The organism is Bradyrhizobium sp. 147 (genome assembly GCF_023073935.1).
Lineage (GTDB): Bacteria > Pseudomonadota > Alphaproteobacteria > Rhizobiales > Xanthobacteraceae > Bradyrhizobium.
Window position 1 is genome coordinate 36,542 of sequence record NZ_JADPKL010000024.1, and the last position, 20,207, is coordinate 56,748.

A 20,207-nucleotide genomic window follows, 5' to 3' on the forward strand; every position below is an offset into this window, starting at 1 on the left:
GGCCGCGACCCGATGTGTCGTTCCGGCAACTAGAGTGGATGTCTGGTTAAATGGTGCGTGCCCAGAACTCGAAGCACCTTTCCCGTGGGGAGAAGTCGGATCGCATCGAGAGATGCGATCCGGGTGAGGGTTTACAGTCCTACGGTGAGCTGCCGCCTCTCACCCGAATTGCTACGCAATTCGACATCTCCCGTGGGGAGAGGTGTTTGATGGACAGCCAACCGAATTTCAACGAGCTTCGTGAGTTTACCGCCCTTCGCGGACCCAGGTCGCGGCGAAGGCGCCGAGCAGCAACAGCAGGCCGATCAGCCCGGCGAAGATCGGCAGCACGCCGACGCCTTTGACGACGCTGGCGTCGCGCATCCGCACTCCCATCCAATTGTCGCCGTGGAAGACGCTCGCAGAGCGCACCGGCAGGATGCGCGGCAGCTCGACGCTGGTGCCGTCGACCACGCGCACGGCGTTGCCGCCGGTCGCCTGGGTGAGCGGCTTCAGGGTTTCGGTGGTGGAGGTGACTTCCGAAAACTCCTTCGGATTGGTCGGGCCGACATTGATCAGCGCCTTCAGCGTGCCGTCGGTGGCCTGCCACAGGCCGAGCTCGTTCGCCGGCAGGCTGGCGCGCCACTCGCCGGGATCGCCAGGGCTGAGCGTCAGGTCGTGCGACACGCCCGAGGGCGAGGTCACGTTCACCGGCTGGACGCTGTCTGACATGGTCTGGCGCACCACGACGAGATCCTTGCCCTGCACCTGAAGGCGCAGCGCTTCTTCGTCGAGATCCGGCTGCTTCATCAGCCAGTGCGACATCCGCCTGAGCAGGTCGAGATGCGGGCCGCCGCCCTCATAGCCGCGCGCCCACAGCCAGATGTGATCGGACAGCAGCAGCGCGACGCGGCCCTCGCCGAAACGCGACAGGAACAACAGCGGCTTGCCATCGACGCCGGTCATGACCGGCGGGTTGACGGCGTTGCGGGTGTCGACGGTGCGGAAGAATCGGCTCCAGTGTGGCGGCTCGCTGGCGGAGCCCTCGAGCCCGCGTGTGACCGGATGGCGTTTGCCGATGTCGGACAGATGCGCATAGAACGGCTTTTCCGTCACGCCGACCGGTTCGGCCGGCAGCACCGAATCCAGCGGCGTGCGCCAGATGCTGGTGTTGGAGGCGTAGTCGGGGCCGGCCGAGACCAGCACCGCGCCGCCCGAGCGGACATAACGTGCGATGTTGTCGAAATAGGCGATCGGCAGCACGCCCTGGCGAGCGTAGCGGTCGAAGATGATCAACTGGAATTCGTTGATCTTCTGCTGGAACAGCTCGCGGGTCGGAAACGCGATCAGCGACAATTCGTTGATCGGCGTGCCGTCCTGCTTCTCCGGTGGACGCAGGATGGTGAAATGCACGAGATCGACGCTGGCGTCGGACTTGAGCAGATTGCGCCAGGTGCGCTCGCCGGAATGCGGCTCGCCCGAGACCAAGAGCACGCGCAGCTTGTCGCGCACGCCGTCGATGGCGACGACGGCGCGGTTGTTCACCGGCGTCAATTCGCGTTCGAGGGGCGAAGCCTCGATCTCGACGATGTTCGGGCCGGCATGCTTGATGTCAACGTCGACGCTTGCGGCCTGGCCGCTCGATAGCGTGCGCTCGTTGATGACCTCGCCGTCTCTGCGGACCGTGACCTTGGCGCGCTCGCCGGTGACGCCCTGGTCGTCGAGGCGGTAGCTGATGGTCTGGGTCTGCCCAACGATGCCGAAGCGCGGCGCCGCCGTGATCGCGATGCGGCGGTCGCGCTCGTCCTTCTGCCCGGTGACCAGCGCGTGCACCGGCGCCTGGAAGCCGAGCGCGGTTGCGTTCGCCGGAATGTCATGGACGCGGCCGTCGGTGATCAGGAACGCGCCGGCGACACGGTCGACCGGCACGTCCGACAGGGCCGAGGCGAGGGCGCCGAACAGTTTGGTGCCGTCGGTCTCGCCGTCCGCCTGTCCTGCATCGACGACGCGGACTTCGAGGCCCTTGATCTTCTTCAGGCTGTCGACCAGCGCCTCCTGCGCCTGCGCGGCCTCGCGATTGCGGTCGCCGAAATTCTGGCTCGGACTCTTGTCAACGACAACCGCGGCGACCGAGGTGAGGGGATCGCGATCCTCCCGGGTGAAGGAGGGATTGGCGAGCGCCAGCAGGAACAGCGCCAACGCGGCGACGCGCACGGCCGCCCCGCGCGCGCGCGCCAGCAGCAGCACCAGCGCGACGACGACGATCGCGGCCAGGGCGAGCCACAGCACGATCGCGGGAACAAGTGGCGTGAACGCGATGCCGTAATTCATATCGATCCTATTGCCCCAGCCGTTCGATCAGCGCCGGTGCGTGCACCTGGTCGGCCTTGTAGTTGCCGGTCAGGGTGTACATCACGATGTTGGCGCCGGCGCGGTAGGCGAATTCGCGCTGGCGGGTGTCGCCGCCGGTCACCGGCAGCATGGCCTGGCCGTCGGGCCGCACCGCCCAGGCGCCGGCAAGGTCGTTCGAGGTGATGATGATCGGCGAGACGCCGTCGCCGCCGCGCGCCGGGCGCTGCGCGCTGTCCTCGTCCTCGTCGCGCGGCAGGGTCTCGACCCAGGTCTGGCCGGTGACGAAGCGGCCGGGAAAGTCGCGCAGCAGGTAGAACGTCTTGGTTAGCACGTGCTCGCGCGGCACCGGCTCGAGCTCGGGCACGTCGAGCGAGGACAGGATCTCGCGCAGCGTCTGCATGGCCGGGGTCTGCGCGGCACCGTTCGCGCCGGGCGGTGCTTCGATCGCATCGCGGGTGTCGAACAGCACGGTGCCGCCCTGCTTCATGTAGGCGTCGATCTTGTTGATGGCATCCTGCGGCGGCTTGGGCGCACCGGGCACGATCGGCCAGTAGATCAGCGGAAAGAAGGCGAGTTCGTCGCGCGCGGGATTGACGCCGACGGGATCGCCGGCCTCGAGCGCAGTGCGCTGCGCCAGGAACAGCGTCAGCCCGTTCATCCCCGCCTTGACGATGGAATCGACGTCGGCATTGCCTGTCACGACATAGGCGAGGCGGGTCTGCGACACCGCCTTCATCGCGAAATCGTCCGTGACGCCGTCGGCGCGCGAGGGCGCCGGCGAGAGCGACGCGACGCCTGCAAGCACGATACCGAGCACGATCATCGCTGGCGCGGCGCGGCGGCGCAGCAGCGCGGCGATGCCGCCGCCGAGCAGAGCGACGATGACCGCGTCGATCAGAAACAGCGCAAGCGCCGTCGACAGCAGCCAGCCGCGCAAATCGCGCGGCTCGGCGTTGGTGTAGGTGGCGTGCCGGGCGCGCAGGCTCGCGGTGTTCAGGGCTGCGATACGGTCGGCGGCGGCAAGCGTGTTCACGGCAAGCGGTCCTTCGGCCGGACCATAGAAGCCCGGCGGATGATCGGGTGTGGCGCGGTCGCGATAATCCGCGGGCAGCGGTTTTGCGGTGGCCGGCGGCGGGCCGAAGGCGCCGAAGCCGTCGAGGATGTGCAGCGGCGCCACCGTCTCGGCGGTGGTCTCGGCTGCGACCCCGGCGCCGGGCTTGGTGGTGTAGCCGGACATGTCGACGACACGCCGCAGCATTTCGACGAAAGTGCCTGACATTGGCAGATCCGACCAGCGCATGTCGGCGCTGACGTGGAACAGGCTGACGAGGCCCTTGCCGCGATGCTCGCCGGTCACCAGCGGCGTGCCATCCTCCAGCGAAGCCCAGCTCTTGGTGGCGAGCACCGCGTCGGGCTCGGCCAGCACCTGGCGGCTCACGGTGACGTCCTTGGGGACCACGACGCCGGCAAACGGCCCGTCGGCGGCGAAGGAGGCGAGATGCTGCGGCTTCTCCCAGGTCAGGCTGCCGCCGAGCGTGCGGCCACCCTTGCGCAGCTTGACCGGCACGAGATCGTCTTCGGCCTGCGCCAGGCGGGGTCCCGCGAACCGCACCAGCACGCCGCCCTGGTCGATCCAGGCGTTGAGGCGCTCCCGCAGCTCGGGCGCGATGGTGCCGACATCGGCGAGGATGATCATCGGCAGCTTCTGGTCGAGGAATTGGGTGATGCCCTGCTGCGGCGAGCCCTTGTCGGCGAGCCGCACGTCTGCGAACGGCGCCAGCGCGCGGGTGAGGTAGAAGGTCGGCGCCAGCAGCGGCTGCGCGGTTTCGCTGGTTGAGCCCGAGACGATGCCGATGGCGCGGCGGCGCCAGCGCTTGTCGAGCAGCTGCACCGCGCCGGCGGAGCGCTCGCCGGATATTTCGAGCCGCGTGATGTCGTTGCGCAGCTCGACCGGCAGATCGAACGCTGCGTCGGTTTCCTTGTCCTGCGGGCCGAACGAATAACGGGCTTCTCCGATCGGCGAGGCCTTCTGGTCCAGCGCGCGCACCGTGCCGACGGCGATGCCGCTGTCGGTGCGCAGCACCTTCACCGTCATCCTGGCAGCGGCGTTCTCGGCCGCGACCAGCGCCAGCGGCGCAGAGGTGCCGCCTTCGAACACGGTCAGGCTGCGATCGCCGACAGTCTTGCCGAGGCCAGCCACGAATTCTTCGCCGCGGCCGGTGTCGACGCCGTCAGACAACCACGCGATCTCGCAGTCGCCGGTCGTTTTCAGGAAACGGTCGATTGCGGCCAGGGTCTCGACGCGATCGATCGAATAAGGCTTCGGGGCGAGCTGGCGCAGCGCGACGCGCGCCGCACCCGCCGGCATCAGGGTGATGTCGCGGTTCGGCTCCGACAGCGGCACCAGCGCGATGGCGCGGCGATCGTTGTCGGCGTTGGCGATCAGCTCATCGGCGGCCCTGATCCTGATGTCCCAGTGCGACGCCGCGCTCCAGCCATCGTCGAACATGATCATCAGCGGCGCCTTGCTGCCGGCGGCGCCTGTTTGCGGATTCCAGATCGGGCCGGCGGCGGCGAAAATGACGAGCGCCGCAGCTAGAAGCCGCAACGCGGTCAGCCACCATGGCGTCCGCGAGGGCGTCTCTTCGCGCGGCGCGATGTCGAACAACAGCCGCGTCGGCGGAAACTCGATCCGCCGGGGCCGCGGCGGCATCACCCGCAGCAGCCACCACAGCACGGGCAGGCTGACGAGGCCGATCAGGAGCAGCGGTTCGGTGAAGGCGAGCGGCAATCCCATCATGCGGCCGGCCCCGCCTTGATCGCCGTGGTGCGGGCGCCCGACTTGCTCACCTGCATGCCGGCATGCAGGAACAACAGCAGCTCGGCGGCCGAGCGCTCGGTCGCGTGCGTCGTGAACAGCCAGTCGAGCTTGTTGGTCTCGGCGCGGATCTGGTCGCGGTGCAGCGCGAGCCGCGCGGTGTAATCCTGTGCCCAGCTCTCGGCGCGGCCGGCGGTGATCACGCCGAAGCCCTCCGGCTCGACGAACTCGACGCGGCCGGAGTACGGAAACGACTCTTCGGCGGGATCGACGATCTGCACTAGGGTGCCATGCGCGCCGGAGCCGGACAACCCTGTGAGCGTCGTCCTGATCTCGGAGATCGGCGACCAGAAATCCGACAGCACGATCGTCTCGGCGAGCGCCGACGGCACGAAGGACGGCGGCAGGCTGAGGCGTTCGGCGTCGTCATGCAGCATCGCTTGCGCCATCTTGTCGATCACGCTGCGGCTCGCCGTCGGCGCCATCAGTCCGGGAACACCGACGCGTTCGCCGCCGGAGACGAGCAGCTCGGCCAGGGCGAAGGCGACGATCAGCGTGCGCTCGAGCTTGGACTCGCGCGCGATTTTCGACGCGAAGGCCATCGAGGGCGAGCGGTCGGGCCAGATCCAAACCGTGTGTGCGGCCTCCCATTCCTGCTCGCGGACGTAAAGATGGTCATCACGCGCCGAGCGGCGCCAGTCGACGTTCTGCGACGGCTCGCCCGAGACGAAGCGGCGGTATTGCCAGAAGCTTTCGCCGGAGCCGGCACGCCGGCGGCCGTGCAGGCCGTGGATGACGTTGGCGGCGATACGGCGGGCCTCCAGCACCAGGCGCGGCAGCGAAGCGGCGAGCGTGCGGCTTTCGCCATCGGCACGTCGGATCGCGATGATCTCCTTCGCTGTGTGCCCGTTCTCTGCCGCCATCAACCAATCCGTGTCTTCAATTGCCGGATCACGTCCGGAATCGTGCGGCCTTCGGCGCGCGCCTGGAAGGTCAGCGCCATGCGGTGCTTCAGCACGGGCTCGGCGAGGTCGAGCACGTCGTCGATCGAAGGCGCGAGACGGCCGTCGATCAGCGCACGCGCGCGCACGGCCAGCATCAGCGATTGGCTGGCGCGCGGGCCGGGGCCCCAGGCGATGAACTTGCCGGCCTCGCCGCTCTCCGCGCCCGGACGGGCCGAACGCACCAGCGACAGGATCGCCTCCACGACGGAATCGCCGACCGGCAGGCGCCGGATCAGCCGCTGCGCGACGATCAGCGCATCGGCGCTCATCGAGCCCCTGGCCAGCGTCTCCTCGGCGCCGGTGGTCTCGAACAGGATGCGGCGCTCGGCATCCCGATCGGGATAGTCGACGTCGATCTCCATCAGGAAGCGGTCGAGCTGCGCCTCGGGCAGCGGATAGGTGCCTTCCTGCTCCAGCGGGTTTTGCGTGGCGAGCACGTGGAACGGCTTCGGCAGGTCATGGCGCGCACCCGCAACCGTGATGTGCTGCTCCTGCATCGCCTGCAGCAGCGCCGACTGCGTGCGCGGGCTGGCGCGGTTGATCTCGTCGGCCATCAGCAGCTGCGCGAACACCGGACCGGCAATAAAGCGGAAGGCCCGCTTGCCCGCGGTGCTCTCGTCTAATACCTCGGCGCCGAGAATGTCCGAGGGCATCAAATCGGGCGTGAACTGGATGCGCTTGGCGTCGAGGCCCAGCGTGACGCCGAGCGTCTCGACCAGCTTGGTCTTGGCGAGACCGGGCACGCCGATCAGCAGCGCATGACCGCCGGAGAGGATCGTAACCAGCGTGTTCTCGATCACGCGATCCTGGCCGAAGATGACCGAGGCGATCGCCTCCTTCGCCGCGCGAATTTGGCTAGATACCTGCTCGGCCGAACGGACGATTCCGTCTTCGAGTTTCTCGACACTTTCCGCCATTCGCTCGCTCTCCTTCAGCCTGCCACGCGGCTTGCCTGCGTCGTCACGTCGGCACATCGCGTCAGGTCATCACGCCGGATCATGGGCCTATGCTAGACTTGCAGGAAGGCCATGTATTCGTTGAATTAACCTATCCCCACCTTATCGGCTTCGGGTTATGTACGGCATCACGAAGTGGCGACCTCGCACATCGGATTTAATCCGCAGTGGAACCGCACACCCGAATACAACGTAGACCTGCACCAATCGTGCCAAGGACAAAGTCAGGGCAAACCATGGCGAACCAAGGGCAGAGTGCCGATCGCGGCCTTGAGGGGCTGACTGCCCCCGCCAAAAATGCTGCCAGTGCCGAAGGTGCCACGAAGGGGCTGCCTCCGGTGCATCTGTGGAATCCGCCGTTTTGCGGCGATCTCGATATCCGAATCGGCTCCGATGGTACTTGGTTCTACATGGGGACGCCAATCGGGCGTCACGCGCTGGTCCGCCTGTTCTCGACGATTCTGAAGCGCGAGGGCGACAAGCATTTTCTGGTCACGCCGGTGGAGAAGGTCGGCATTCGCGTCGACGACGCGCCGTTCATGGCGGTCGAGATGCTGAAGGAGCGCGAGGGTGGCCATCGCGTGCTGCGCTTCCGCACCAATGTCGACGACTGGGTGACCTGCGATGCCGCGCACCGCCTGCGTTTCGAGCAGGCCGCGGACGGCGGGCTGACGCCATACTTGCATGTCCGCGCCGATCTCTGGGCCAAGGTCACCCGCGCGCTCTATTACGATCTGGTTGACATGGGCGAGGAGCGGATGGTCGATGGCCAGCCGATGTTCGGCGTCGAGTCGGCCGGCGAATTCTTCGCCATGGCCGACGCTGAGCAGGTGAGGGCCGCGCTTTGAACAAACCTATCCTGAAGAACGATCCGGTCGCGCTCAGTGCGGCGGATTTCTTCGCCCGCTCCAGGGCCAAGCTTGATTTCGACGTCCCGCCTGGTCTCTATGATCCGAACATCATTCCCGCCTCGGGCGATCCCGGCACCGACAGGATGCTCGAGATCATCGCGCGCGAGCAGCCGGTACGGCCGGCGGCGGTCCTGATCGCAGTAGTCGACCATCCCGAGCCGACCATCCTGCTGACGCAGCGCTCGGCGCATCTGAACGACCATGCCGGCCAGATCGCTTTTCCTGGCGGCAAGATCGACGCGACCGACTCCTCGCCGCTCGATGCGGCGCTGCGCGAGGCCGAGGAGGAGATTGGGCTGTCGCGCGACTTCGTCGAGCCGATCGGCTATCTCGACCTCTACGGGACCGCGTTCGGCTTCCGCATCCTGCCGACAGTGGCCAGGGTGCGGCCGGGCTTCGAGCTCACGATCAACCATTCAGAGGTTGATGACGCATTCGAAGTGCCGCTATCCTTCCTGATGAACCCGGTGAACCATCAGGTGCACAGCAAGGAATTCCGCGGCATGGAGCGTTCCTATTACGCGATGCCGTTCGCGGAACGCTACATCTGGGGTGCGACGGCGGGAATGCTGCGTGTGCTGTATGAGCGGATCTATTCGTCATGATCCGGACGGTTCTGACCGAGATCGGAATCTTCCTTATTCCCTTTGCCGTCTATGCGCTGTTCCTGGCCGCCAGCCGATCCGGCCTGTTCGCGCGATCGTCCTGGCCGGTCACCATCGTCGCGCGCCTTGCCCTGGTGGCGATCGCGCTGGTGATCGCGGGGCTGGTCGGCCTTGCACATTTCTCCGGCGCCGGACCGGACTCGACCTACGTTCCCGCGCATATCGAGAACGGCAAATTCGTGCCGGGCACGGAAAAATAAGGGCTGGACGATGAGCGCGGAGCCGTTACTCGCCAATGCGCCCTGGCTGACCGCAGGCGGGACCGCGCGCGTCCTGCAATTGCTCGGCGCGAATGGCGAGGAGGCGCGGGTGGTCGGCGGCGCGGTGCGCAACGCGCTGCTCGGTCTCTCACCCGGTGACATCGACATCGCGACCACCGCGTTGCCGGACGAAGTGATGCGGCGTGCCAAGGCCGCCGGCATCAAGAGCGTGCCGACCGGGATCGACCACGGCACCGTCACGCTCGTCATCGACGGGCATCCCTATGAAGTGACGACGCTGCGCGAGGACACCGAAACGTTCGGCCGCAAGGCCAAGGTCGCGTTCGGCCGCGACTGGGTGAAGGATGCCGAGCGGCGCGACTTCACCATGAACGGCCTGTCCGTCGATGCGAGCGGGATCGTGCACGACTATGTCGGCGGGATCGCGGATGCCAGAGCGCGCCGCGTGCGCTTCATCGGCGATCCCGGCCAGCGCATCGCCGAGGATTATTTGCGCATCCTGCGTTTCTTCCGCATCCACGCGGCCTTTGGCGCCGGCGAGCCAGACCGCGACGGCTATCTCGCCTGTATCCGGGGACGCGCGGGCCTTGCGAACCTCTCGGCCGAGCGGGTGCGCATGGAGATGCTGAAGCTGCTGGTCGCCGGCGGTGCATCCGCGGCCGTGCTGGCCATGGCGGAGGGTGGATTGCTGCAGGCGCTGACCGGAGGCGTGGTCTATACGGGGCCGCTGTCGGCGATGATCGCAATCGAGCGCGAGCTCGGTCTCACCGCAAGCAGCACGCGGCGCCTGGCCGCGCTGACGGTCGCCGTCACCGAAGATGCCAAGCGGGTCGCCGCGCGCCTGCGGCTCTCCAATACCGAGACCAAGGCGCTGGATTCGATGGGGCACCGCTGGTGGCGCTTGGCTGCCAAGGACGAGCCGAAGGCGCGGCGGCTGCTCTACCGGCTCGGCGCAGAGCGCTATCACGATCGCGTGTTGCTGGCCTGGGCCCGGGCCGGCGACGTCGCGTCGTCGCGCTGGCGTGCGCTCGCCGAGCTGCCGCAGCGCTGGACTGCGCCGAAATTTCCATTGAAGGCGGCCGATTTCATCGCGCGCGGCATGGCGGAAGGACCTGCGCTCGGACATGTCTTGACGCTCGCCGAGGACGCTTGGCTTGCGGCGGATTTTCCACTAGAGCAAGCCGCGCTTGCTGCCATCGCCGATCAAGCTGCCGCCCGCGTCCGCCGCGACGAGAGAACGTGAGCATCGTTTCAGGCTTCGCCGACATCTCGACTTATCAGCTCCTGCTGGTAGCAACGATGGCGTTGTTGGCTTCGATCATCGGTGGTCTTGCCGGCTACGGTACCGGCGCTTTGATGCCGCTGGTGCTGGTGCCGCTGGTCGGCGCCGAGCCAGTGGTGCCGATCATCGCGATCTCCGCGATCTTCACCAATCTCAGCCGCGCGGTAGCTTACCTGCGCTATGCCGACCGCCGCCGCACTCTGATCGTGCTCGCCTGCGCGGCGCTGACGACCGCGCTCGGCGCCTACGGTTACACGCGTCTGACCAATGCGGGCGCGGCGCTCGTGATCGGCACCATGCTGATCCTGAGCGTACCACTGCGCCGCGTGCTCCGCCGCCGCGAGGTCAGGATCGGCGATACCGGCCTTGCGGCCGGTTCGATCGGCTACGGCGTGCTGGTCGGCGGCACCTCGGGCTCCGGCGTGATCCTGCTCTCGCTGCTGATGGCCGCAGGCCTCGAAGGCGCCGCGGTGATCGCGACCGACGCGATGATCTCGCTCGGCACCGGCCTGATCAAGATCTCGGTGTTCGGCCTTGCCGGCGCGGTGACCGCGCAGGTGCTCGCTTTTGCGCTGCTGATCGGTGCGATTGCGATTCCCGGTGCGTTCCTCGCAAAAGCCTTCGTCGAGCGGATGCCGATGCACATCCACACCGCGATCCTCGACGTTGCGGTGATCACGGGCGGGCTGGTGATGATCTCGGCGGCGGCGAGGCAACTCGCCGCCTAGACGACGCCGCTCACCGGGCATTGGTGGATGGACCGGGGATCGAACTTCCTCCGGGCGTGTACTCACAAAAGTCGGCTCCCGAGCCCAAAGCGAAAGTCGCCCCGCTCGGCCATCCATTGCGTCCCATTGCCACTAATTCCCGGAACGACTGTCCACACTGGTGGTTACCTGCAAGCCGTTCGCTCGCTCACCAGCAAAGGAAGTCGGCGCTTGCTCGACCTCTGGTACAAAAACGCCGTGATCTACAGCCTCAACGTAGCCACCTACAAGGACGGCAACGGAGACGGGATCGGCGATTTCAAGGGACTAACCGAGCAGCTCGATCATATCGCTCAGCTCGGCGCAAATTGCCTGTGGTTGCTTCCATTTTATCCCAGTCCCGGACTAGACCACGGCTACGATGTCACGGATTACTACAACATCGCGCCGGCACTCGGAACGTTGGGCGATTTCGTCGAATTCAGTCATCAGGCCCGACTGCGCGGATTGCGGCTGATAGTCGATCTTCCCATCAATCACACTTCGGACAGACACCCATGGTTTCAGCAGGCTCGCGCCGACCCGTCGTCGCCGTTTCGGGAATATTACGTCTGGTCAACCAGCGAACCCGAAAATAGCACAGAAGGCGTCGTATTTCCCGGGTTTCAACTCAGCGTCTGGACTTACGACCTCTGCGCGCGCTCGTGGTATTATCACCGGTTTTACCAACATCAACCTGACCTCAACATAGCCTGCGCTGCCGTCCGCGAAGAAATCTTCAGGATCTTCGGCTTCTGGCTTGAACTCGGTGTTTCGGGATTCCGAATAGACGCTGCACCGTTCGTCGTGGAGGAAATACGTCCAGATCGTCCGGCGAAGCGTCGGTATGAGTTTTTCGCCGAGCTCCGCAATTTCCTGTCCTGGCGCAAAGGTGATGCGGTGTTGCTGGCGGAAGCAAATGTAGCTCCCACGGAGCTTCAGCATTATTTTGGCGATGGATCGCGGATCCACATGCTATTTGCGTTCCTGTTGAACCAGCACTTGTTCCTTGCACTTGCACGGGAAAGTGCCGAACCGCTGCGGCGCTGCATGAGCCAGCTGCCCCGATTGCCGCAATTCGCACACTGGGCTCAATTTCTACGCAATCATGATGAGCTGGACCTCGGCCGTTTAACTTCTGAAGAGCGCGACGAAGTTTATGCTGCATTCGCTCCAACCCGCAAAATGCAGCTTTACGGACGGGGAATTCGGCGGCGGCTCGCCTGCATGTTCGGAAACGATCGCCGCCGCATCGAGCTGGCATTCAGCCTGCTGTTCAGTCTTCCTGGTACACCGGTCATTTACTACGGCGACGAACTGGGAATGGGCGACGATCTGACGCTTCCTGAGCGATGGCCTGTCCGTACGTGCATGCAATGGACAGACGACGAAAACGCCGGATTCTCGACGCGGCCGGGAGATCGTTTGCTTCATCATGTGATCCGCGGGGGCCAATACGCACCAGCCAACGTGAATGCGATTGCCCAGCAACGCGACCCGGACTCGCTGTTCAATTGGTTGCGGCGTCTGGTCGAAATGCGCCAGTCGTGCCCGGAGATCGGCTGGGGTGAATGCACCGTACCCGAAAGCAACTGTCCCGCTGTCTTGATCCAGCATTTCGTTTGGCAAGGCAAATTCGTGCTGGTGCTGCACAATTTATCACAGACGAGCTGCAGCACGGAGATCAGGGATATTCCGAAGGGACGGAAGCTGACCGATATATTCGGTAACCGAATTTACGATTCCAACCTTACCGCCGACGCCACTCTTATCGAGCTTGATGGCTATGGCTATCGGTGGTTTCGCCTCGACTGAGCCAGTGAGCAGCATCCTCGACGATTACGCCCGCTCGCCGATGCTGCGGCTGTCCTTCTTTGGGCGCAGGGCCGCCAATGAACACTGGAAGCGGCCTGAACTTTGTTGGATGATCTCTCGTAACCTCATCGATAAGCCTCACCGCAAGAGGGGCCTCGATTGAGTTCCTTTGCGGACAGCACCGCCTCGCACCAGCTTGCGTCGGCGGGATCAAATCCGCCGTCATCCGTGAGGGCCCGCCGATCAATTCAGCCGGCACTCACGATTGGAATGTTTCTGATGCGCCGCCTGGCGTTACAGGCCAGCTCGTCCTTCCCAGTAGGTGGGTGTCCCATAATACTGGTGGGTTCGTGTTTCCCAGTCTCGATCCTGCCAGGAATCATCGCTGAACTCAGGCGCGTCCCTCAGCTGTTGCTCGGTGATGTTGGTTCGAAAACCGTCAAGCGACGTGTCATAGGTCAGAGCACCCCAGGGAATGGGGTAGTGGCTGTGACCCAAGCCAACAAATCCGCCGAAGCTCATGACAGCATAAGCCACTCGGCCTGACACCTTGTCGATGATGAGGTGATCAATCTCACCGATATTCGTCCCATCTGCTCCATAGACCTTGGTTCCTTCAATGTCCTCGCTTGAGATGCAGTGATGATCCGGATGAGCTGTTGCGCGGGCCATGACTTTGCCTCCTTGATAGGTGCTTTTGCCGTCTTAACTCGGCCGCCACGGGGGCGTTCCTACCTTAGAACATCGTGTCGCAGCTCAATCACCAACCGAACCATGGCTCACATCGACTGTAAAAACCTAGCCGTGGCCGCTCCGAGGAGGCAGGCGGCGCGTGCGATGCGTATGCCGTTTTCCGGCCCTTCTCCGCCGTGAGCCGAGAAACGCCAAGCACGATCCTGGTTCGTACCAGGCCTGAAACAATCGTGCCGGTAGACTGTGCGTTGGCGAGAGGGGCTTCGGAAAGCGGGCTTGTCCGAATACCCCGCTGTGCCGTGACCGCTTCTGCGTCCACAGCTGAATAGGTCGATAGCTCAGCGCAGGCCTACTACCGGAGCCAGATACGACCTTACTGTTGTGATCTCAAACCGAGATTTCTGACCCGAAGCACATGAGCCTTGGGAAGGTACACGACAGCCGAACCCGTCGAACTGCGCCAGGCACTGACGGGAGCGCAACGACCTTCATGTGAGTTCTTAGCCGGTGTTTCTGACCGCCTCAGCCAGAATGGCGTAAAGCTGCTGCTTGCTGAGTTCCTTGGGCTGCGGCCTCTTTGCTGTACTCGACGACACCTTCTGTGCGACTGGACGGGCGCAGGCTGCCGACGATGCCGGCCTCAGCTTCGGGGGCGGCCTTATCTTGGGCCGTGCCGTGGGCGGCTTGCGGCCGCGCTTCAGGCTGAGACGGGTCAGCATGCCGCAGACCGCGTTACGGCTGCACCCGAGACGGCGCGCAATCTGCGCCGCGCTCTGTCCTGCGGACCAGAGCCTTTTGAGCAGCGCTATGTCTTTCGCATCCCAGCCCATGGGAGATACTATAGCGCCGACTGCCAGATGCAGGCTAGTCTAGTCATCGTCCGGCTCGCGCACGACTGCCGGTTCGTCAGCGTCATCTTCCTCATCGTCGTCTTCGTCCTCCTCATCCTCATCGTCGGGATCCCGGGGCGGCATCGCGATGCCCATAAGCATCAGCGGTGTCCAGCCGATCGCTATCGTGGAAAATGCTTCGGAGGTGTGTTGCTTCATGTCGTTGCTGCTCCTCGAAAAGCACGCGCAGTCGAATATTGCTGACGGGCGGCACGCGCATGTTCAGGGCGCGATCGTTGCCCGAGGGTGACACCAGGTCGATGGCGAGAGCAGGGGCGGCACCTGCCACGGAACTGGTCATGTTTGCCGCTACTTTATGCCTGAAGGCCCATTAGACTCGATGTTCACCAAGACCTCGCCGGTGGTGACTTCGGGAACCCCAAGATCGAGGTCATGCAGACTCGCCTGAACAAACGCCAGTATCTTGGCGTTCGCTGCGTTGGCGCTCTCGCGGTCGTCAAATATCATTACGGCGATACCAACACCGTCGCCAGCATCCAGCACATGGTAAGATCTGAATCCGTGCGATTGCCTGAGGATCTCACCTACGCCGCTCTTGGCACGACGAGCGGCGTCCGCGACCGAGCGAACCTTCGTGTACTTGCGAATGACCATGTACATCGGGCCACCACGCGCGCTACACGCCCCCTCGCATCAAAGCATATCGGCCTCGGTCGGACTAGGGCCAACTTCCGCGATGGGCCACAGGCTCCGGCTGGGCGGACTGGGAGACGCGCCTTTTTCAATGAGCCATCCTCGCCCCGCGAGTGGGGGGCGAGGTGCTGAGGCTCAGGAGCCCTCGAACTTGAATGATACGTTGAGCTTGGCGCGATAGGCCTCGACTTTTCCTTTGTCATCCAGTTGCATATCGAGCTTGACGACTTCTGCAATGCGAAGATCTCGGAGAGATTTTGCAGCTTGCTCGACCGCATTGGCGGCCGCCTTCTCCCAGGAGTCGGTGCTGGTACCCACGAGTTCAATGACCTTGTAGACGCTATCGGGCATGTCGTCCTCCTATTCGGTAGGGCAGGAAATCTAACACCAGAACATCGATGCTGATACGTCTCGGGCATGCTCCCGAATCCGGGAATGGACAAATTGGATTTGGCGAGGGCGGCCCTTGGTCCGAGCCAACCTGGCGGACCAGCGATCATGTCCGCTCATAGTGGGTAGGCGGAAAAAGGTCCTGTTGGCTGTCGCTTTCCGTTTGATCCCTACAGATGTCGGAGATTTGACGCGAGCGGCACGGGCATCCTTGTTGCGAATCCAGGGCGATGCATTTGCTGGGCCAGGCGGAGGCGCAATCGCGATCCGGCGAGCATAGAGCCGATGCACTCGACCAAGGCAACGCGCTGCGAGCTGTGGGATCAATGCAGTGCACACCGACAATCGCGCGCACGCTTGAGGTCGGCCGTGTCGGTTCCTTCGTCAAACCAATCGCAGATCGGTTCTAGCAGCGTGCGCGCCTCATCAATCCTTCCTTGCCTCCGCCAGAGTTCTGCAAGGCTTGTGGCGGCGCGCAACTCCAAGGATTTGGCGCTTTGACCACGCGCCACTTCAATGGATTTCCTAAGGTGAGACTCGGCGTCGCCGACTTTCGATGGGTCGAGCGATAGAAAATCTAAACATCGAGCACGCGCAAGCACTCGCATCTGACCAGCGTGCGCTCTTCGGTGTGCTTATTCCTCGTCGTCCTCGTCTTCATCCTCGTCTTCATCCTCGTCGTCTTCGTCGTTCTCTTCCTCTTCCACCTGCACGAGCGTGGCCAGCGGCAGCGTCTCGCGGAACAGATCGCCTTCCATGCCCATCCAGAGGCAGAGCACGTCGTTCTCCTTCACCTCCGCAACCGTTAGTGGCTGGCCGCCGGATTTCAGCATCACGACATCGCCGGCTTTCAATTCCATGGATTGTCCTTTCGAGTTTATCGACCCGGACGCGAGGCTAGCAATTTGTCATGACATCCGGAAAACGGCGGATGAGACCGCGCGTGCCCGTGCAGGGACAGCCGGGGGCGCTGGCAAGGGGGCCTTTCATCGCAAAGACCGCGACGATGCCATCATGCCCCTGTTTTGCCCGGCGCGTCAACGCGATTTCGTAAAAATCGAAAACAGAATTTGCGTTTGCCGTAAGTCCTTGAATTCGCAGCAGCGCTCTACTGTGCATGGGGTTGTTTTTCGATATTTTTGTTTTCGCCGCCTTTGGTTTACTCCGGCAGGAGCTCGGTCAGCGAACGGATGATGCGGTCGGGCTTGACGATCGAGCCTTCGGGCAGGCCGTCGCCATGCACGTCGATCCAGATCGAATAGATGCCGAGGCGCTGCGGCGTCACGACTTCCCATTCCAGATTGTCGCCGATCATCCAGGTGTCCTTTGCGGTGACGCCGAGCGCCTCCATCGCATGCAGATAGGCGCGCTCCTCGGGCTTGCCGAAGCCGTGCTCGCCCTCGATCTGGATGTGGTGGAAGCGGTGCGCGAGTTCGAAGCGCTCGACCTTTGCGCGCTGGGTGTCGGCAGCGCCGTTGGTCACCAGCGCGAGCTTGATGCCGAGCGCCTTCAACCGGTCGATCGCCTCATGCGCACCGGGAAAGACGAACATCTCCTCCTCGCGATAGGCGGTGAAACGGTCGGCGAGGCGAATGGCGAGGTCGTCGGGCAGGGCGCGATGGCCGGCGGCCGCGAGCGCGGCAAAGCCGCCCTTGACAGTGAGGTGGCGGGCCTCGGCAAGCTTCAGCCGCCATGCGGCTTCCGCGTTGGCCCAGAAGTTTCGCGCGAACGCCAGCACCGCGGTCGCCACCAGCGGCGGCGGCAGCGGCGCGAGTTCTTCGGCGAACTCGGCCGTGATCGTATTCCAGGCGATCTCAGGCCGGCCATAGGCCGACAGGATGGTGTCGTCCATGTCGATCAGCATGGCGCGAGGGAGCGGCGGCATTGCAAGGTTCATGGCCACTTCACTTCCGGCGGCAGCGACGACAGGATCGAATCCACGTTGCCGCCGGTCTTGAGCCCGAAAATGGTGCCGCGGTCGTAGAGCAGGTTGAACTCGACATAGCGACCGCGCCGGATCAATTGCTCCTCGCGATCCGCAGCGGTCCAGGCTGTCGCGAAATTGCGCCGGATCAGTTCGGGATATATCTTCAGGAAGGCGCGGCCGACTTCCTGGGTGAAGGCGAGGTCGGCGTCCCAGTCGCCGCTGTCGTGCCAGTCGTAGAAGATGCCGCCGATGCCGCGAGCCTCCTTCCGGTGGGGCAGGTAGAAATATTCGTCGCACCACTTCTTGTACTTGTCGTAATCGGCGACGCTGCTGTGCTGGTTGCAGGCCTGTCTCATCGCGGCGTGAAAGGCGATGCTGTCGGCATCGTCCTGCGTGCGCCGGCGCTCCAGCACCGGCGTCAGATCCGCACCGCCGCCAAACCAGGCTTTGGTGGTGACGACGAAGCGCGTGTTCATGTGCACGGCGGGCACGTGCGGATTGCGCAGATGCGCGATCAGCGAGATGCCGGAGGCCCAGAATTTTGGATCCTCCGCGGCGCCGGGAATTTGAGCACGAAATTCAGGGGCGAATTCGCCATGCACCGTCGAGCAATGCACGCCGACCTTCTCGAACAGACGGCCATGCATCATCGACATCACGCCGCCACCTCCGGCCGCGCCGGAATGATCGGTGCGCTGCCAGGGGGTGCGCTTGAAGCGGCCGGCTTCGCCGGGATAGAGGCTTGGCGGGACCTCGTCTTCCAGCTGTTCGAACTTCGCGCAGATGTCGTCGCGCAAGGCTTCGAACCAGGCGCGAGCGCGGGCCTTGCGGTCTTCGATCAGGGCCAGATCCATTATCGCGGTCATTTCGTCAGCCCTTTTCGGACCCCAACAGCTGCAGCTCTCGTTGCAATTGTCGCGGTGGTCGCTGACGCGGGTGAGCTTTGCATCTGTCCGTCTACCAAACCTATCTGATGCCGAGCGACTTATGCGTCTGCACGCTGAGCCGCCATTGCGGATGGCGCAGGCAATAGTCGATCGCGCGCGCGGTGTTCTCGGCGACCTCGGGTCCGTCCATCGGCTGGAGCGAGAAGCGCTCGAAGGCGAGGCCCTCGAAGGTCTCGGGCGGGGCGAGCACCTGCGGATAGACCAGCTTCAGCTCATGACCGCGCCGCAAAACGAGCTCGCTGCCGCCCTTGGGGCTGACGCAGATCCAGTCGAGCCCCTCGGGGGCTGCAATCGTGCCGTTGGTCTCGACGCCGATCTCGAAGCCGCGGGCGTGCAGCGCGTCGACCAGCGCGGCATCCACCTGGAGCAGCGGCTCGCCGCCGGTCAGCACCACGTAGCGGTTGTCGGCCGATGCGATCCATTGCGCGGCGATGGTGTCGGCGAGTTCCGCGGCCGAGCCATAGCGGCCGCCGAGCGTGCCGTCGGTGCCGACGAAATCCGTGTCGCAAAATTTGCAGGTCGCGTCGTTGCGGTCCGCCTCGCGGCCGCTCCAGAGGTTGCAGCCGGCAAAGCGGCAGAACACGGAGGCGCGCCCGGCATGGGCGCCTTCGCCTTGCAGGGTCAGGAAGATTTCCTTGACCGCGTAATTCAAGTCTCTCTCCTCAATCGTTTCGGCCTTCAGGGGTCCGGAGCTGGCGCAGCGCCTCGCCGGCGGCCATCGCCGCACTCATGGCCACATTGAGCGACCGCAGGCCGGCCTTGATCGGAATCACCAGCCGCGCATCCGCGGCCTCGAGCACCGCGTCGGTGACGCCGGCGCTCTCGCGCCCGAATAGCAGGATGTCCGACGTCTGGTAACGAAAATCGCGGTAGTCGGTGGCACCTTTGGTGGTGAACAGCAGCAGGCGGCAGCCTTGTGCCGCCCGCCATTCCTCGAACCTCGCCCAGGAATCGTGCCTGACGATCCTGACATGGTCGAGGTAGTCCATTCCCGCCCGGCGGAACGTGCGATCCGAAACGGGGAACCCAGCCGGCTCGATGATATGGGCGGCCACGTCCAGACAGGCGCAGAGCCTGAGGATCGTGCCGGTGTTCTGGGGAATGTCGGGCTGGAAAAGAGCTATCTGCATGGGCTGTGCGGGGCTGGTTGCGGCCGGAAATGTCTCAATAAAACATCGCTCGCCCGGGAATTCGTGCATTGCACGCTCCCGCGCCGATAGCGGGCTTGCGCTCGCCCGGCAAGGGTGCCAATAGAACGATTCTGGACTGCTGTTTCACCTGTTTAGGTGCGAGCACGCAAAGTTCTGCCGCCGCGGGGGGCCGCGGGCGCCGGCAGCCTTTCCGGGGACCTCATGGGCGCCCCCCGGAGCGGTTCGACCGGCCGCATAAGAAGAAAGGGTTGGAATCGTGACGACAGCGTCTTCGGCGGACCATCCGACACGCCGTGATTTCTTATTCGTTGCAACGGGGGCCGCCGCAGCAGTAGGGGGCGCGGCCGCGCTCTGGCCCTTCATCTCGCAAATGAATCCGGATGCCTCGACCATCGCCGCCGGTGCGCCGATCGAGGTCGATCTCAGCCCGATCGCCGAAGGCCAGGACATCAAGGTGTTCTGGCGCGGCAAACCGATCTACATCAGCCACCGTACCAAAAAGCAGATCGACGAAGCGCGCGCCGTCAACGTGGCGAGCCTGCCCGATCCGCAGAGCGACGAGGCCCGGGTTAAGTCCGGCCATGAGCAGTGGCTGGTCGTTATCGGCATCTGCACCCATCTCGGCTGTATCCCGATCGCTCATGAAGGCAACTACGACGGCTTCTTCTGCCCCTGCCATGGGTCGCAGTACGATTCGTCCGGCCGCATCCGCCAGGGGCCCGCGCCCGCGAACCTGCCGGTGCCGCCGTACCAGTTCGTTTCCGACACCAAAATCCAGATCGGCTGAGCCTCGGACCGACGTCCGA

General features: G+C 64.4%; 21 protein-coding genes. 7 read left to right on the forward strand and 14 right to left on the reverse strand.

Annotation, left to right across the window (positions count from 1 at the left end; genetic code table 11):
• Nucleotides 1-246 precede the first annotated feature (246 nt).
• Genes IVA87_RS05725 through IVA87_RS05740 form a run of 4 tightly spaced genes read right to left on the reverse strand, consistent with a single transcriptional unit; the run spans nt 247 to nt 7,070 of the window.
• Complete coding sequence (locus IVA87_RS05725; RefSeq protein WP_247300917.1) at nt 247-2,310, reverse strand: hypothetical protein; 2,064 nt, start codon at nt 2,308-2,310, stop codon at nt 247-249.
• A 7-nt stretch (nt 2,311-2,317) separates the two neighbouring features.
• On the reverse strand, nt 2,318-5,131 hold the full coding sequence (locus IVA87_RS05730; RefSeq protein ID WP_247332989.1) for a DUF4159 domain-containing protein: 2,814 nt from the start codon (nt 5,129-5,131) through the stop codon (nt 2,318-2,320).
• Entirely contained in the window at nt 5,128-6,072 is a 945-nt protein-coding gene (locus tag IVA87_RS05735; RefSeq protein WP_247300915.1) for a DUF58 domain-containing protein, read from the reverse strand. Before IVA87_RS05735 ends, IVA87_RS05730 begins: the two co-directional genes overlap by 4 nt.
• Nucleotides 6,072-7,070, reverse strand: a complete 999-nt coding sequence (locus tag IVA87_RS05740) for a MoxR family ATPase (protein ID WP_247300914.1) — start codon at nt 7,068-7,070, stop codon at nt 6,072-6,074. Before IVA87_RS05740 ends, IVA87_RS05735 begins: the two co-directional genes overlap by 1 nt.
• A 275-nt stretch (nt 7,071-7,345) precedes the next feature.
• On the opposite strand from IVA87_RS05740, the gene IVA87_RS05745 reads away from it, so the two are divergent.
• The 6 genes from IVA87_RS05745 to IVA87_RS05770 all read left to right on the forward strand — a co-directional run bounded on the left by IVA87_RS05745 (nt 7,346) and on the right by IVA87_RS05770 (nt 12,749).
• Nucleotides 7,346-7,957, forward strand: a complete 612-nt coding sequence (locus tag IVA87_RS05745; protein ID WP_247332991.1) for a DUF1285 domain-containing protein — start codon at nt 7,346-7,348, stop codon at nt 7,955-7,957.
• Nucleotides 7,954-8,625 (forward strand): CoA pyrophosphatase, encoded by a 672-nt coding sequence (locus IVA87_RS05750; RefSeq protein WP_247300912.1) that lies wholly within the window; start codon nt 7,954-7,956, stop codon nt 8,623-8,625. The genes IVA87_RS05745 and IVA87_RS05750 overlap by 4 nt, the downstream gene beginning before the upstream one ends.
• Nucleotides 8,622-8,885, forward strand: coding sequence for a DUF6111 family protein (locus tag IVA87_RS05755; RefSeq protein WP_247300911.1), 264 nt, complete (start codon nt 8,622-8,624; stop codon nt 8,883-8,885). The genes IVA87_RS05750 and IVA87_RS05755 overlap by 4 nt, the downstream gene beginning before the upstream one ends.
• 10 nt (nt 8,886-8,895) lie before the next feature.
• Complete coding sequence (locus tag IVA87_RS05760) at nt 8,896-10,149, forward strand: CCA tRNA nucleotidyltransferase (protein ID WP_247300910.1); 1,254 nt, start codon at nt 8,896-8,898, stop codon at nt 10,147-10,149.
• A complete protein-coding gene (locus IVA87_RS05765) occupies nt 10,146-10,916 on the forward strand; it encodes a sulfite exporter TauE/SafE family protein (protein WP_247300909.1) in 771 nt (256 codons plus the stop codon). Before IVA87_RS05760 ends, IVA87_RS05765 begins: the two co-directional genes overlap by 4 nt.
• 210 nt (nt 10,917-11,126) lie before the next feature.
• Complete coding sequence (locus tag IVA87_RS05770) at nt 11,127-12,749, forward strand: alpha-amylase family protein (protein ID WP_247300908.1); 1,623 nt, start codon at nt 11,127-11,129, stop codon at nt 12,747-12,749.
• Nucleotides 12,750-13,043: 294 nt separating this feature from the next.
• Here the strand turns inward: IVA87_RS05770 and IVA87_RS05775 are convergent, their stop codons facing one another.
• The 10 genes from IVA87_RS05775 to IVA87_RS05820 all read right to left on the reverse strand — a co-directional run bounded on the left by IVA87_RS05775 (nt 13,044) and on the right by IVA87_RS05820 (nt 19,380).
• The gene (locus IVA87_RS05775; RefSeq protein ID WP_247300907.1) at nt 13,044-13,421 is read right to left on the reverse strand and encodes a PRC-barrel domain-containing protein; all 378 of its coding nucleotides are present in this window, start codon (nt 13,419-13,421) and stop codon (nt 13,044-13,046) included.
• A gap of 521 nt (nt 13,422-13,942) precedes the next feature.
• On the reverse strand, nt 13,943-14,272 hold the full coding sequence (locus IVA87_RS05780; protein WP_247300906.1) for a GcrA family cell cycle regulator: 330 nt from the start codon (nt 14,270-14,272) through the stop codon (nt 13,943-13,945).
• 39 nt (nt 14,273-14,311) lie between these two features.
• Nucleotides 14,312-14,491, reverse strand: coding sequence for a hypothetical protein (locus IVA87_RS05785; protein WP_247300905.1), 180 nt, complete (start codon nt 14,489-14,491; stop codon nt 14,312-14,314).
• A 150-nt stretch (nt 14,492-14,641) separates the two neighbouring features.
• Nucleotides 14,642-14,953: a hypothetical protein gene (locus tag IVA87_RS05790; RefSeq protein ID WP_247332993.1), complete on the reverse strand. Its 312-nt coding sequence runs from the start codon at nt 14,951-14,953 to the stop codon at nt 14,642-14,644.
• Nucleotides 14,954-15,121: 168 nt separating this feature from the next.
• Nucleotides 15,122-15,337, reverse strand: coding sequence for a dodecin family protein (locus tag IVA87_RS05795; RefSeq protein ID WP_027529685.1), 216 nt, complete (start codon nt 15,335-15,337; stop codon nt 15,122-15,124).
• Nucleotides 15,338-16,011: 674 nt separating this feature from the next.
• The gene (locus tag IVA87_RS05800; RefSeq protein ID WP_247300904.1) at nt 16,012-16,236 is read right to left on the reverse strand and encodes a DUF2158 domain-containing protein; all 225 of its coding nucleotides are present in this window, start codon (nt 16,234-16,236) and stop codon (nt 16,012-16,014) included.
• A gap of 299 nt (nt 16,237-16,535) precedes the next feature.
• Nucleotides 16,536-17,273, reverse strand: a complete 738-nt coding sequence (locus tag IVA87_RS05805; protein ID WP_247332995.1) for an HAD family hydrolase — start codon at nt 17,271-17,273, stop codon at nt 16,536-16,538.
• Nucleotides 17,270-18,157 (reverse strand): oxygen-dependent coproporphyrinogen oxidase, encoded by an 888-nt coding sequence (gene hemF / locus IVA87_RS05810; protein WP_247300978.1) that lies wholly within the window; start codon nt 18,155-18,157, stop codon nt 17,270-17,272. Before hemF ends, IVA87_RS05805 begins: the two co-directional genes overlap by 4 nt.
• 112 nt (nt 18,158-18,269) lie before the next feature.
• Nucleotides 18,270-18,902 (reverse strand): 7-carboxy-7-deazaguanine synthase, encoded by a 633-nt coding sequence (queE, locus tag IVA87_RS05815; RefSeq protein WP_247332998.1) that lies wholly within the window; start codon nt 18,900-18,902, stop codon nt 18,270-18,272.
• Nucleotides 18,903-18,912: 10 nt separating this feature from the next.
• Nucleotides 18,913-19,380 carry a tRNA (cytidine(34)-2'-O)-methyltransferase gene (locus IVA87_RS05820; RefSeq protein ID WP_247300977.1) on the reverse strand — a complete coding sequence of 156 codons (468 nt, stop codon included), beginning with the start codon at nt 19,378-19,380 and terminating at the stop codon, nt 18,913-18,915.
• A gap of 277 nt (nt 19,381-19,657) precedes the next feature.
• Between IVA87_RS05820 and petA the strand changes: the two genes are divergently transcribed.
• Nucleotides 19,658-20,188: a ubiquinol-cytochrome c reductase iron-sulfur subunit gene (gene petA / locus IVA87_RS05825; protein ID WP_011085272.1), complete on the forward strand. Its 531-nt coding sequence runs from the start codon at nt 19,658-19,660 to the stop codon at nt 20,186-20,188.
• The last annotated feature ends 19 nt before the right edge of the window (nt 20,189-20,207 follow it).

Coding starts and splice junctions, on each gene's coding strand:
- IVA87_RS05725 (WP_247300917.1), bottom strand. CDS start 2,310: ATGAATTACGGCATCGCGTTCACGCCACTTGTTCCCGCGATCGTGCTG.
- IVA87_RS05730 (WP_247332989.1), bottom strand. CDS start 5,131: ATGATGGGATTGCCGCTCGCCTTCACCGAACCGCTGCTCCTGATCGGC.
- IVA87_RS05735 (WP_247300915.1), bottom strand. CDS start 6,072: ATGGCGGCAGAGAACGGGCACACAGCGAAGGAGATCATCGCGATCCGA.
- IVA87_RS05740 (WP_247300914.1), bottom strand. CDS start 7,070: ATGGCGGAAAGTGTCGAGAAACTCGAAGACGGAATCGTCCGTTCGGCC.
- IVA87_RS05745 (WP_247332991.1), top strand. CDS start 7,346: ATGGCGAACCAAGGGCAGAGTGCCGATCGCGGCCTTGAGGGGCTGACT.
- IVA87_RS05755 (WP_247300911.1), top strand. CDS start 8,622: ATGATCCGGACGGTTCTGACCGAGATCGGAATCTTCCTTATTCCCTTT.
- IVA87_RS05760 (WP_247300910.1), top strand. CDS start 8,896: ATGAGCGCGGAGCCGTTACTCGCCAATGCGCCCTGGCTGACCGCAGGC.
- IVA87_RS05775 (WP_247300907.1), bottom strand. CDS start 13,421: ATGGCCCGCGCAACAGCTCATCCGGATCATCACTGCATCTCAAGCGAG.
- IVA87_RS05780 (WP_247300906.1), bottom strand. CDS start 14,272: ATGGGCTGGGATGCGAAAGACATAGCGCTGCTCAAAAGGCTCTGGTCC.
- IVA87_RS05785 (WP_247300905.1), bottom strand. CDS start 14,491: ATGAAGCAACACACCTCCGAAGCATTTTCCACGATAGCGATCGGCTGG.
- IVA87_RS05790 (WP_247332993.1), bottom strand. CDS start 14,953: ATGTACATGGTCATTCGCAAGTACACGAAGGTTCGCTCGGTCGCGGAC.
- IVA87_RS05795 (WP_027529685.1), bottom strand. CDS start 15,337: ATGCCCGATAGCGTCTACAAGGTCATTGAACTCGTGGGTACCAGCACC.
- IVA87_RS05800 (WP_247300904.1), bottom strand. CDS start 16,236: ATGGAATTGAAAGCCGGCGATGTCGTGATGCTGAAATCCGGCGGCCAG.
- IVA87_RS05805 (WP_247332995.1), bottom strand. CDS start 17,273: ATGAACCTTGCAATGCCGCCGCTCCCTCGCGCCATGCTGATCGACATG.
- hemF (WP_247300978.1), bottom strand. CDS start 18,157: ATGGATCTGGCCCTGATCGAAGACCGCAAGGCCCGCGCTCGCGCCTGG.
- IVA87_RS05820 (WP_247300977.1), bottom strand. CDS start 19,380: ATGCAGATAGCTCTTTTCCAGCCCGACATTCCCCAGAACACCGGCACG.